The sequence below is a fragment of the Mycobacterium shunyiense genome, from assembly GCF_058270035.1.
Window position 1 is genome coordinate 1 of record NZ_JBZDPT010000007.1, and the last position, 11,360, is coordinate 11,360.

The following is an 11,360-nucleotide window of genomic DNA, read 5'->3' on the forward strand; positions in this document are numbered from 1 at the left end:
AGCGATCAGATCCCACTGAGCATCGGAAAGCAACTGAAAACGCGACACACCCCAAGTCTGGACCGCCACATCCAAAATGTTTGTCAGACACGCCCTAGTTCGACTCTGCGGTGAGGGCGCGGCCCAGTCGCACATTCACGCCCTGGACGCAGAGCCGACGGCATTCAGGTCGGCGCGGTCCACGTCGGCCAGGTCGATACCCCTGGTTTCCCTGGCGAAGTACACCGCCACCAGGGTGACGACCGAGGCGCCGGCCAGATAGATCGCGATCGGCACCGATGAGCCGAAATCGCTCAACAACCGCACGGCGATGATCGGCGCCAGTGAGCCCGCCACGATCGCGGTTACCTGATAGCCCAGCGAGACACCGGAATAACGCATCCGGGTCGGGAACATCTCGGACATCATCGCCGGCTGCGGCGCATACATGAAGGCGTGGAACAGCAGGCCGATGACGACGGCCGACATGATCACCAGGTGGTTCTGGCTGTCCATCATCGGGAAGGCGAAGAACCCCCAGGTTCCGGTGGCGACGGTGCCGATCAGGTACACCGGGCGCCTGCCGACGCGGTCCGACAATGCGCCGACCATCGGGATGGCCACGAGGTGCACGGCATGGGCGACCAACAGCCAGCGCAGGATCGCACCGGTGTCGGCGTGCGCGTGCACCTTCAGGTACGTGATCGAGAAGGTGACGACCAGGTAGTACATGATGTTCTCGGCGAAGCGCAGCCCCATCGCGGTCAGCACACCGCGCGGGTAGCGGCGCAGCACCTCGACTGCGCTGAACGACGATGTCTTGCGCTGCTCTGCTTCCTGTTGTGCCACAACGAAGATCGGCGCGTCGGTGACCTTCGTGCGGATGTAGTAACCGATCAGCACCACCACCGCCGACAGCCAGAACGCGACCCGCCAACCCCACGACAGGAAGTCCGCGTCCGAGAGGGTGCTGGTCAGCACCAGCAGCACGATGGTGGCCAGCATGTTGCCGACAGGAACACCGGCCTGCGGCCAACTCGCCCAGAAACCACGGCTGCGATCGGGACTGTGCTCGGCCACCAGCAGCACCGCCCCACCCCATTCGCCGCCGACCGCGAATCCCTGGAGGAAGCGCAGCACCACCAGCAGGGTGGGCGCCCAATATCCGATCTGCCCGTATGTCGGCAGACAACCCATCAGAAAGGTCGCGGCGCCGACCAGAAGCAGCGAGAACTGCAGCAACTTCTTGCGGCCGTACTTGTCCCCGAAGTGGCCGAACACGATGCCACCCAACGGCCGCGCCACGAACCCGACCGCGTAGGTGACGAACGCCGCCAGGATCGCATCCAGGTCGCTGCCGGACTGGGCGAAGAACACCTTGCTGAAAACCAGCGTCGCGGCAGTGCCGTACAGGAAGAACTCGTACCACTCGACGACCGTGCCGGCCATCGACGCGGTGACGACACGTTTCAGGCCGGTGGTCGACGAGAGACCCTCTTTGACTATGAAGGGGTTGTGATCGGCAGCACACATGGTGTGTGAGTATGCAGGTCGGGCCGAACCCGCGCTGCGCTAACCCTGGATCAGCGGCGCGCCCGTGGCAGCTTGCACCTCGTCGAACGTGAGGTCTGGTGCGGCCTCGACAAGGGTCAGCGTGCCGTCGCCGGAAACGTCGATGACCGCCAGATCCGTGATGATCCGGTGGACCACGCGTTCTCCGGTCAATGGCAAGGTGCAGCTCTCGACAATCTTCGGCTGACCCGACTTGTCGACATGTTCCATCAGGACGATGACCCGGCCGGCCCCGTGGACGAGGTCCATCGCCCCGCCCATGCCTTTGACCATCTTCCCCGGGACCATCCAGTTCGCCAGGTCCCCGAATCGCGACACCTGCATGCCGCCGAGCACGGCGACGTCGATGTGACCGCCGCGGATCATCCCGAAGGACAGCGCCGAATCGAAGAACGCCGCCCCGGGGAGCACCGTGACCGTTTCCTTGCCCGCGTTGATGAGGTTGGCGTCGATCTGATCGGCCGTCGGGTAGGGGCCGGTGCCCAGGATCCCGTTCTCCGAGTGCAACGTGACATGGACATCGGGGTCCAGATAACCGGGGATCAGCGTCGGAAGGCCGATTCCGAGGTTCACGTACTGCCCGTCGGACAGTTCGCGCGCCGCACGGGCGGCCATCTGCGCACGGGTCCAACCTTTGGTGATCACCGAATCCGTCATGCGGACACCTCTGTCTCCTCGCGCACGGTGCGCTTCTCGATACGTTGCTCCTGTGGTCCCGTCTCGACGATGCGCTGCACGAACACGCCCGGAAGGTGGACCGCCTCAGGATCCAATTCGCCTGGCTCGACCAGTTTTTCGACCTGGGCGATCGTGATCCGGCCGGCCATGGCGACCAGCGGGTTGAAGTTCATCGCAGTCTTGTCGAAAACCAGGTTGCCGTGGGTGTCACCGACGGCGGCGTGCACGAGTGCGAAATCGGCGTGGATGCCGGTCTCCATCACGTATCGCCTGCCGTCGAATTCCCGGGTCTCCTTGGGCGGCGAGGCGACGGCGACCGACCCGTCCGCTGCGTAGCGCCACGGCAGCCCACCGTCCGCGACGAGAGTGCCCACCCCGGCGAGCGTGTAGAAGGCGGGGATACCGGCCCCGCCGGCGCGCAACCGCTCAGCGAGCGTGCCCTGGGGCGTCAGCTCGACTTCGAGCTCACCGGCCAGGTACTGACGCGCGAACTCCTTGTTCTCCCCGACGTAGGACGCTGTTACGCGGCGGATACGCCCCAGGCCGAGCAGGACGCCGAGTCCCACGCCGTCGACACCGCAGTTGTTGGAGAACACCGAGAGGTTCCCGACGCCAGAATCGGCCACGGCCTGAATCAGGCTGTCCGGAATCCCGCAAAGCCCGAATCCTCCGACTGCCACCGATGCGCCGTCGCCGATGTCGGCGACCGCCTCGTGGACGTCAGCGACCTTCTTACTGGCCATACTCCATGCTCCCGCGTTCGTTCAGTGGATCACTTGCCTATGCGAGAACATCACCATCGGGCCGGGTAACGCAAGACCCAGCGGTGTGCCAGGCGGGTTGTGTCCGCTCAGGTGACACGATGCGCCACCGGCGTCCACTGGGTGGACGCTAGAGTGTGGCTGTGACCGACGGTGGACCTGGTACTCCGGTGATCACGCGGGCCGCGGCGATCCTGCGTGCTCTCGCCGACGCCCGGTCGGACGGACTCACCACGACCGCGCTTGCCCGCACGACGGACACGCCTCGCGCGACCGCGCACCGCATGCTCACCGCGCTGGCCGGCGAAGGCCTCGTCGACCGCGCGTCCGACACCGGTGTGTGGTTCCTGGGGCCGGAGATCTACCTGCTGGGATCGGTGGCCGCCACCCGCTACGACGCGGCACCGCTGGCCACCGACATTCTCCGCACACTGGCGCGCGACACGGGCGAGAGCGCGTTCCTCTCCGCCCGCCGGGGCGACGAATCGGTATGCGTGTCCGCCGAGGAAGGCAGCTTCCCGCTGCGCTCACATGTGCTGCATCCGGGCAAGCGGTTCCCACTCGGGGTTGCCTCGGCCGGGATCGTCATGCTGGCGCATCTTCCGGATTCGGAGATCGCGGCATATCTCGATCGTGTTGACCTGACCGGAGATTGGGGCGCGGTGCACTCACCTGCCCAGCTTCGAGCCCGCATCGAACAGACCAGGGTCAGCGGGTACTCGGTCAACCCGGGCCTGATCGTCGAGGGCAGCTGGGGTATCGGCGCGGCAGTGTTCAACGAACTGGGTCAGCCGATGTGGGCACTGAGCCTCACCGGAGTGGAGATGCGCTTCGATGCCCGACGCCAGGCCGCGCTCGGAGAGTCGTTGCTGCTGGCCGCGCACACGCTCGGCCAACGCTTGAAGCGGCGGTGACTCAACATGACGCATCATGATGCACAGCCCTGATGTTATGATGTGCGTGTGCGCACCACTGTCAACATCGACGACGCCCTGCTGGCCGAGGCAAAGATCGTCGCGGCGCGCACGTCACGCTCCCTCGGCTCGGTGGTGGAGGATGCGCTACGGGAGATGCTGACGCGGGTAGCCGGCGAGACCGGCACACCAGAGTTTCGGTTGCCGACGCACGGCAGCGGGGGCCTGCGTCCGGGAGTGGACCTCGACGACAAAGAAGCCCTCGCCGAACTACTGGGCGATAATGCTTCTCCCTGACGTGAACATCCTGATCTACGCCATCCGCGAGGACAGCGTCGACCATGAGCAGTACGCCGCATGGCTTTCGGGTGCACTCACCGCGGACGAACCCGTTGGCATCAGCGATCTGGTGCTCTCCGGCGTGATTCGACTGCTGACCAATCACCGGGTATTCCAGGAACCGAGTTCCACCATTCAGGCGTTCGACGCCTGCCGGGCGATCCGATCCGCACCGTCGGCGGTGCCGCTGCGCCCCGGGCCTCGCCATTGGAGCATCTTCGGCTCGCTGTGCACCGATACCGGCGCAAAGGCGAATGCCGTTCCCGACGCCTATCACGCCGCGCTGGCCATTGAGAACGGCGCCACCTGGATCACCACCGACCGCGCGTTCGCACGCTTCCCCGGACTGCGCTGGCGACCACCGTTCGACTGATCGCTGAGCCAAATCCTTGCGGCCGAGCTTCGACCTTGCTGCAGTGAGAGGTATGCCATTCATCGAGCACGACCGCGGGCGCGCCTACTACCGGCACTGGGCCACCCCGCAGCCCCGCGCAGCCGTCATCTTTCTGCACGGGTTCGGTGAGCACACCGGGGTCTATCACCGCTACGGCTTCGCACTCAACGCCGCGGGCATCGACCTGTGGGCGGTCGATCAGTTCGGCCACGGACTGACCCCGGGCACCCGAGGGGATTTCGGCACCATCGAGGACAGTTCGGCGCTGGCCGACGCTCTGACCGCCCTCGCCGAGCGCGACACCCCGGGCATACCGCTGGTGGCGCAAGGACATTCGTTCGGTTCGGTGGTGACACTGTTCCGGCTGCTCGGTGAACCCACCCGCTACCGGGCCGGCATCATCTCCGGTGCGCCGTTGGTGCCGATCCCTGAAATGGTCGACCCGGACACGTCGTTGGACCTGGATCCGAACTGGCTCTCGTCCGATCCGTTCTACCTCGACAGCCTGGAGAACGACCCGCTGGCCTTCGTCGACGCCGACGGAGCCGCGCTCACCCGCGAGCTGGACCGGGCCTGGGATCGGTTCGGCGCGGAGCTGCCGAGCCTCACGGTGCCGACCCTGGCACTGCACGGCTCAGCTGATGTCATCGCTCCGGCCGGCGCGGTCAAGGCCTATGCCGACCAGATAGAACCCTTGCAGTTCAAGGAGTTTGACGGCGGCCGCCACGACATTCTGAACGAGTCCGTGTATCGCGAGGTGGCCGCGGACATCGTGGAGTTCATCGGCGCGCAGATCGGCTAACGCCCGGACTCGTATCCCGCGGTGAGCCAGTGAATCGTCCGGTCGAGGCTGGGCAGGATCTCGGCGATGGCGATCTCACCCGCCGTGAAGCGGCCGACCAGGCCGAACACCAAGCTGGTCAGGATGTTGTCGAGATCGTGCACGAACGCGTCGTCGACGCCGGACAGGATGGACAAGCCCGCAGGCACCACGGCGTCGAGGCCGCGGCGCACCAGACGGTCCCCGCCCGGCGCGGCCCGGGCCCGCGAGTAGGCCCTGAGCATGTCCGGGTGCTTCTCCCAGGGTTCGAAGATGGTGCGGAACATCCGCATCAGCGCCTCGTACAGCGACTCCCCCGGTGCGCGCGTCTGACCGGCCACCCCCGAATACCGGTTCTCCGCCATCCAGGAATCGAGCGCGGCCAGGATCAGCTCATCGCGGGTGGAGTAGCGCTTGTAGATCGTGGCCAGCGAGGTCTTGGCCCGGCGCGCCACCTCCCGCAGTTGCACGGCCTCGTAGCCCTCGGACTCAAGGATCTCCACGACGATGTCGAGGATCCGATCACGCTCATCTGCCACTTCGAGAACACCCTTGCCGCCGGAGAGTAACCACGTTACCGTACCGCTGTAACATGGTTACACCCATTCGAGCGAAGCGAGGATCAATGGGGAATCTCGACGGAAAAGTCGCCTTCATCACCGGGGTTGCCCGAGGCCAAGGGCGCAGCCACGCGGTGACGCTTGCCGAGCAGGGCGCGGACATCATCGGGGTGGACATCTGCGCGGACATCGCATCCAACCCGTATCCGATGGCCAGCCGCGACGAGCTCGACGAGACCGTCGCCCTGGTCGAGGCGGCCGGCGGCAAGATGCTCGGTTCGGTCGCCGACGTGCGCGACTTCCACGCCGTCAAGAGCGCACTCGATGCGGGTGTCGAGCAGTTCGGCCGGCTGGACATCGTGCTCGCCAATGCCGGCGTCGCCCCCACCGCGTTTCGTGAAGTGACCATCGAAGAAGACCTCGAGATGTGGTCCGATGCGGTCGGCGTCAACCTGGTCGGCTCGTTCCACACCGCCAAGGCCGCGATCCCGCATCTCATCGCAGGCGGACGCGGCGGGTCGATCGTGTTCACCAGTTCCACCGCCGGACTGCGCGGCTTCGGCGGCATGCAGGGCGGCGGCCTGGGCTATGCCGCGTCCAAGCACGGCATCGTCGGACTGATGCGCACCCTGTCCAATGCCCTGGCCCCGCACAGCATCCGGGTCAACACGGTGCACCCCACCGCGGTGAACACCATGATGGCCGTCAACCCGGCCATGACGGCGTTCCTGGAGAACTACCCCGACGGCGGGCCGCACCTGCAGAACCCGATGCCGGTCTCACTGCTGGAGCCCGAGGACATCAGCGCGACGATCAGCTACCTGGTCTCCGACGCTGCCAAATACGTCACCGGGGTCACCCTCCCCGTCGACGCCGGCTTCACGAACAAGCTCTGATGGGGCGCGTCACCGGCAAGCGCGTGCTGATCACCGGCGCAGCGCGCGGTATGGGCCGAAGCCACGCAGTACGTCTGGCCGAAGAGGGCGCCGACGTGATCCTCGTCGACATCTGTGAGTCGTTGCCAGAGGTGGAGTATCCACTGGCAACGCGCGCTGACCTGGACGAAACCGCCCGCCTCGTCGCCGAATTCGGCCGTCAGGCATTGACCTATGTGGTCGACGTGCGCGACGGCGAAGCGTTGAGCGCCGCAGTCGCCGATGGCGTCGAGAAGCTGGGCGGCCTGGACGCCTCGGTCGCCAACGCCGGCGTCCTGACCGCGGGCACCTGGGACACCACCACCGCCGAACAATGGCGCACCGTCGTGGACGTCAACCTGATCGGCACCTGGAACACCTGCTCGGCCGCACTGCCGCATCTGGTGGAACGCGGCGGCAGTCTGATCAACGTCAGTTCGGTGGCCGGGATCAAGGGCTCACCGCTGCACACGCCCTACACCGCGTCCAAACACGGGGTGGTCGGCATGAGCCGCGCGCTGGCCAATGAGCTTGCCGCGGTGAATGTCCGGGTCAACACCGTGCATCCCACCGGCGTCGCCACCGGGCTACGACCCGACACCCTGCACACCCTGATCCACGAGACCCGTCAAGACCTCGGGCCGATCTTCCAGAATGCGCTGCCGATCCAGATGACCGACGCACTCGACATCAGCAACGCGGTGCTGTTCCTGATCTCCGACGAAGCCCGGCACGTCACCGGACTGGAGTTCAAGGTCGACGCCGGGGCGACGATCCGATGACCGCCGCCGATACCCGGGCCGAGCGGGGCAGGCGCGAGTTCGCCGAGGTGATGACTTTCGCGGCTCCGTCAGACAGCAGCCCGGCAACCGCCAACCTCATCGACTTCGTGTTCGCCGAGGTGTGGCCGCGCACCGCGCTGAGCCGCCGGGACCGGCGGTTCGTCACGCTGCCGTGCGTCGCGGCAGCCGACGCCGAAGGGCCGTTGCGCGACCACGTGTACGCCGCGCTCAACAGCGGTGACCTGTCAATCGTCGAGATGCGGGAGACCGTCCTGCATTTCGCGGTGTACGCCGGGTGGCCCAAGGCCTCGCGGTTCAACATCATGGTCGACGAGCAGTGGGACCGGATCCACCGTGAACGGGGGCTGACCCCGCCCGCACCCGAACCGCTGCTGCCGCTACCGACACCGAGCGATCCGGAGGAACGGCTGGTCTGCGGCGAGCAGTCCTTCCGGGACATCAACTGCATCCCGTTCGCCCCGACCCGGGACAACCCGTACTCCGGCGCAGGCATCCTCAACTTCGTCTTCGGAGAGATGTGGCTGCGGCCCGGACTCGGCATGAAGGAACGACGCCTGGTGACGGTGGCCTGCGTGGCCTTTCAGGACGCACCGCTGCCGATCCTCAGCCACGTCTACGCCGCACTCAAGAGCCGCGACGTCTCCTTCGAGGAAATGGACGAACTGGCACTGCATTTCGCGGCCTACTACGGATGGCCCAAGGCATCGAACCTCAACCAGGTGATCCGAGATCAGCAGCAACGTGTTCTTGAGGAAGAGAACGCCGAGGCATGAAGTTCGAGCACATCTACCCGGCGACCGGCCGGCCGAACGGAACCGTGGACCTGGCCGGAACCGCCGAGATAGACGAAGCGGTAGCGGCCGCGGCAAGGGCACAGCGGGAATGGGTCTCACTGACCGTCGACCGGCGCCGCGACCTGCTGATCGACCTGGCCGACGTGGTGCACGACCACCTCGACGAGCTCGCGAAGCTCAACGTGGCCGACTATGGGGTGCCGATCTCGTTCGCAGGCACCGCAATGCTCCTGGAGCGGTTCCTGCGACATTTCGCGGGCTATGCCGACAAGCCGCACGGGGTGACGACACCGGTCAACGGATCGTTCGACATCAACCTCGTCGAGCGTGAGCCCTATGGCGTCGTCGGTGTCATCACCCCGTGGAACGGCTCTCTGGTCGTCACCGGATCGTGCGTCGCTCCGGCGCTGGCCGCCGGCAATGCCGTCGTCCTCAAACCCTCCGAGCTCGCGCCGTTCGCGGCACTGCGCTTCGGCGAGCTCTGTCTGGAGGCCGGACTGCCCGAGGGGCTGGTGACCGTCGTCCCGGCCGACGCCGAGGGCGGCGACGCGCTGGTGCGGCACCCCGGCATCGGCAAGATCGCCTTCACCGGCGGCGGTGGTACGGCGCGCAAGGTATTGCAGGCCGCCGCAACCAATCTCACTCCGGTGGTCACCGAGCTGGGCGGAAAATCCGCCAACCTCATCTTCGCCGATGCCGACCTCGATCTGGCCGCATCGCTGTCGGCCCACCAGGGCCCGCTCATGCAATCAGGACAGAGCTGCGCATGCGCGAGCCGGATACTGGTCCACGACGCGGTCTACGACGAGTTCCTGGAGAAGTTCCTCGGCGTCATCGGCACGGCCAACATCGGCGACCCGATGGACCCCGCGACCACGTTCGGACCGGTGATCAGTCAGGCCGCCGCCGACCGGATCCTGACAGCCGTCGATACCGCGGTGGCCGGCGGTGCGGGTGAGTTGCTGATGGGCGGCAAGCGGATCGACAGCGAGGGCTACTACGTCGAACCGACAGTTTTCGGCGATGTGGACAACTCCTCGGAGCTCGCGCAACTGGAGACCTTCGGACCCGTCGTCTCGGTGATGCGGTTCCGCGAGGAGGACGAGGCCGTGCGGATCGCCAACGACACCCCCTATGGCCTGAACGCCTTCGTCCAGACGACGGATCTCAACCGGGCCCACCGGGTGGCCCGCCGGCTGGAATCCGGATCGGTGTGGATCAACCAGTTCAGCGACATCTCACCGCAGGGTCCGTACGGCGGTTACAAGCAGAGCGGCTCGGGCCGAACCGGCGGCATCGAGGGCCTGAACGAGTTTCAGCAAGTAAAGAACATCCGGATCGCCGTGCGTTGATACGGTTTTTCGGTGAAGTTCAGGTTCACTCCTGGCCGCCGAAACGACCGCACAGTGGTGCCCCGCGATGATCCCGTCGGTACCGATCGCGCGGGCCGCACGGCACTGCACTACGCCGTCACCAACGACCCGGTTGGTCTCAACTACACGGCCGCCCTCAAAGACCCGCAGCTCGCGGCCGAGAACTTCCGGATCGGCAACCAGTTTCGGATCGAGAACACCACGCGACTGCTCACGTTGGGTGCTGACGTCAACGCCGTCGACAACGTCGGGATGACGCCGCTGCACTTCGCCGCCCAGAGCGACAGCGTCGACATCGTGAGGATCCTGCTCGAGGCAAACGCCGACGTGAACCCCGTCGCCGAAGACGGTTGCACGCCGCTTTATCAGGCTGTCCGGAACACGACCGGGAAACGGGCCGACGTCGTGGCGGTGCTGATGGCCGCCGGAGCCGACCCCACGATCGACGACGGCAACGGGCCGGCGGTGCTGAGGTTCATCACGCGCGTCGGCGATACCCATCTGCGCGACATCATGGCCGAGTACGGGCACACGGTGGACGGATTTCCCGGCTCCGGTTGACGTGGGCCACACCACACCCCACAATAACCGTCATGTTCGGTCAGAAATCCACATCGACGGTCAACCGTGCTGCCGGTTGAGCGCCATGAGGCGATCGTCGAGGCGGTAGGCACCGCCCAGGCCATCAGCACCGACGAGCTGGTCCGCCGCCTCGGGGTTTCGGCTGAGACCGTCCGCCGCGACCTGGCATTTCTCGAAGAACGCGGGGCACTGCGCCGGGTACACGGGGGCGCTGCCGCAGTCGCCGACCATCGGCCCATCGAGCCCTCATATTCCGAGCGCACGACGATTCGCCACCAAGCCAAGGCCCAGCTGGCCCGGGTCGCCGCGGGGCTGCTCGAAAACGGTCAGACGGTGATCATCGACATCGGGACCACAGCCGTCGCCGTCGCCCAGGCGATCCCGCGCGCGTTCACCGGCACGGTGATCACCCCGTCGCTGCCGGTCGCGGTGGAACTCGCCGACCGCTCGGGAATCGAGCTGCTGCTGGCCGGCGGACGGGTCCGGGCCGGCGACCTGGCCTGCTCGAATGCCCACACGAAGTCCTTCTTCACCGACGTCTACGCCGACATCGCCCTGCTCGGGTCCGGTGGGGTGGACGCGGTAGCCGGGCTCACCGATTTCCATCTCGACGAGATCGACGTGCGCCGCACGATCATCGCCAACAGCGCCCGCAGCTACATCCTGGCCGACTCGTCCAAGCTCGGGCAGGTGGCGCCGTACCGCGTGTGCGATCTCAGCGCCGTCAACGGACTGATCACCGACCAGAACACCGACCCGGCCGTGGCCGCGGCACTCGAAGAGACGGGAGGTGTGGTCATGCCGGCGCGGCCGGCAAGCGCCTGAAACGGGTGCGGGCGACGTTGCAGCGTCGCCCGCGGACCGAGCAATTCCTTCG

Annotated in this window: 14 protein-coding genes; 10 read left to right on the forward strand and 4 right to left on the reverse strand. The window is 66.4% G+C overall.

The genetic code is table 11. The features are described from left to right. Window positions 1-135: 135 nt before the first annotated feature. From AC4ELS_RS06425 to AC4ELS_RS06435, 3 genes are read right to left on the reverse strand one after another with little or no spacing between them, the layout of a single operon-like run. The gene (locus tag AC4ELS_RS06425) at window positions 136-1,512 is read right to left on the reverse strand and encodes an MFS transporter (RefSeq protein ID WP_498887364.1); all 1,377 of its coding nucleotides are present in this window, start codon (window positions 1,510-1,512) and stop codon (window positions 136-138) included. A 39-nt stretch (window positions 1,513-1,551) separates the two neighbouring features. Next, window positions 1,552-2,208: a 3-oxoacid CoA-transferase subunit B gene (locus tag AC4ELS_RS06430; RefSeq protein WP_055117907.1), complete on the reverse strand. Its 657-nt coding sequence runs from the start codon at window positions 2,206-2,208 to the stop codon at window positions 1,552-1,554. Beyond that, the gene (locus AC4ELS_RS06435; protein ID WP_064937545.1) at window positions 2,205-2,972 is read right to left on the reverse strand and encodes a CoA transferase subunit A; all 768 of its coding nucleotides are present in this window, start codon (window positions 2,970-2,972) and stop codon (window positions 2,205-2,207) included. The genes AC4ELS_RS06430 and AC4ELS_RS06435 overlap by 4 nt, the downstream gene beginning before the upstream one ends. 161 nt (window positions 2,973-3,133) lie before the next feature. Here AC4ELS_RS06435 and AC4ELS_RS06440 point away from each other — a divergent pair, with 161 nt between their 5' ends. Genes AC4ELS_RS06440 through AC4ELS_RS06455 form a run of 4 tightly spaced genes read left to right on the forward strand, consistent with a single transcriptional unit; the run spans window position 3,134 to window position 5,439 of the window. Next, window positions 3,134-3,904 carry an IclR family transcriptional regulator gene (locus AC4ELS_RS06440; RefSeq protein ID WP_448445564.1) on the forward strand — a complete coding sequence of 257 codons (771 nt, stop codon included), beginning with the start codon at window positions 3,134-3,136 and terminating at the stop codon, window positions 3,902-3,904. Between the two features lie 48 nt (window positions 3,905-3,952). Then, window positions 3,953-4,201, forward strand: a complete 249-nt coding sequence (locus AC4ELS_RS06445; protein WP_448445562.1) for a type II toxin-antitoxin system VapB family antitoxin — start codon at window positions 3,953-3,955, stop codon at window positions 4,199-4,201. Next, complete coding sequence (locus AC4ELS_RS06450) at window positions 4,188-4,616, forward strand: type II toxin-antitoxin system VapC family toxin (RefSeq protein WP_448445560.1); 429 nt, start codon at window positions 4,188-4,190, stop codon at window positions 4,614-4,616. The genes AC4ELS_RS06445 and AC4ELS_RS06450 overlap by 14 nt, the downstream gene beginning before the upstream one ends. Before the next feature lie 52 nt (window positions 4,617-4,668). Continuing rightward, complete coding sequence (locus AC4ELS_RS06455) at window positions 4,669-5,439, forward strand: alpha/beta fold hydrolase (RefSeq protein ID WP_499046443.1); 771 nt, start codon at window positions 4,669-4,671, stop codon at window positions 5,437-5,439. Here AC4ELS_RS06455 and AC4ELS_RS06460 read toward each other — a convergent pair. After that, on the reverse strand, window positions 5,436-5,996 hold the full coding sequence (locus tag AC4ELS_RS06460; protein ID WP_448445556.1) for a TetR/AcrR family transcriptional regulator: 561 nt from the start codon (window positions 5,994-5,996) through the stop codon (window positions 5,436-5,438). The genes AC4ELS_RS06455 and AC4ELS_RS06460 overlap by 4 nt on opposite strands. Window positions 5,997-6,082: 86 nt before the next feature. On the opposite strand from AC4ELS_RS06460, the gene AC4ELS_RS06465 reads away from it, so the two are divergent. From AC4ELS_RS06465 to AC4ELS_RS06490, 6 genes are all read left to right on the forward strand, one after another. Next, entirely contained in the window at window positions 6,083-6,913 is an 831-nt protein-coding gene (locus tag AC4ELS_RS06465; protein WP_448445554.1) for a mycofactocin-coupled SDR family oxidoreductase, read from the forward strand. Further along, complete coding sequence (locus AC4ELS_RS06470) at window positions 6,913-7,713, forward strand: mycofactocin-coupled SDR family oxidoreductase (RefSeq protein ID WP_174554230.1); 801 nt, start codon at window positions 6,913-6,915, stop codon at window positions 7,711-7,713. Before AC4ELS_RS06465 ends, AC4ELS_RS06470 begins: the two co-directional genes overlap by 1 nt. Next, on the forward strand, window positions 7,710-8,507 hold the full coding sequence (locus AC4ELS_RS06475) for a carboxymuconolactone decarboxylase family protein (protein ID WP_064958082.1): 798 nt from the start codon (window positions 7,710-7,712) through the stop codon (window positions 8,505-8,507). The genes AC4ELS_RS06470 and AC4ELS_RS06475 overlap by 4 nt, the downstream gene beginning before the upstream one ends. Next, window positions 8,504-9,880 carry an aldehyde dehydrogenase family protein gene (locus AC4ELS_RS06480; RefSeq protein ID WP_448445552.1) on the forward strand — a complete coding sequence of 459 codons (1,377 nt, stop codon included), beginning with the start codon at window positions 8,504-8,506 and terminating at the stop codon, window positions 9,878-9,880. Before AC4ELS_RS06475 ends, AC4ELS_RS06480 begins: the two co-directional genes overlap by 4 nt. Window positions 9,881-9,892: 12 nt before the next feature. Then, on the forward strand, window positions 9,893-10,462 hold the full coding sequence (locus AC4ELS_RS06485) for an ankyrin repeat domain-containing protein (RefSeq protein WP_499046447.1): 570 nt from the start codon (window positions 9,893-9,895) through the stop codon (window positions 10,460-10,462). 66 nt (window positions 10,463-10,528) lie between these two features. Beyond that, the gene (locus AC4ELS_RS06490) at window positions 10,529-11,308 is read left to right on the forward strand and encodes a DeoR/GlpR family DNA-binding transcription regulator (RefSeq protein WP_448445548.1); all 780 of its coding nucleotides are present in this window, start codon (window positions 10,529-10,531) and stop codon (window positions 11,306-11,308) included. The last annotated feature ends 52 nt before the right edge of the window (window positions 11,309-11,360 follow it).

Coding starts and splice junctions, on each gene's coding strand:
- AC4ELS_RS06455 (WP_499046443.1), top strand. CDS start 4,669: ATGCCATTCATCGAGCACGACCGCGGGCGCGCCTACTACCGGCACTGG.
- AC4ELS_RS06425 (WP_498887364.1), bottom strand. CDS start 1,512: ATGTGTGCTGCCGATCACAACCCCTTCATAGTCAAAGAGGGTCTCTCG.
- AC4ELS_RS06435 (WP_064937545.1), bottom strand. CDS start 2,972: ATGGCCAGTAAGAAGGTCGCTGACGTCCACGAGGCGGTCGCCGACATC.
- AC4ELS_RS06480 (WP_448445552.1), top strand. CDS start 8,504: ATGAAGTTCGAGCACATCTACCCGGCGACCGGCCGGCCGAACGGAACC.
- AC4ELS_RS06465 (WP_448445554.1), top strand. CDS start 6,083: ATGGGGAATCTCGACGGAAAAGTCGCCTTCATCACCGGGGTTGCCCGA.
- AC4ELS_RS06430 (WP_055117907.1), bottom strand. CDS start 2,208: ATGACGGATTCGGTGATCACCAAAGGTTGGACCCGTGCGCAGATGGCC.
- AC4ELS_RS06450 (WP_448445560.1), top strand. CDS start 4,188: ATGCTTCTCCCTGACGTGAACATCCTGATCTACGCCATCCGCGAGGAC.
- AC4ELS_RS06475 (WP_064958082.1), top strand. CDS start 7,710: ATGACCGCCGCCGATACCCGGGCCGAGCGGGGCAGGCGCGAGTTCGCC.
- AC4ELS_RS06470 (WP_174554230.1), top strand. CDS start 6,913: ATGGGGCGCGTCACCGGCAAGCGCGTGCTGATCACCGGCGCAGCGCGC.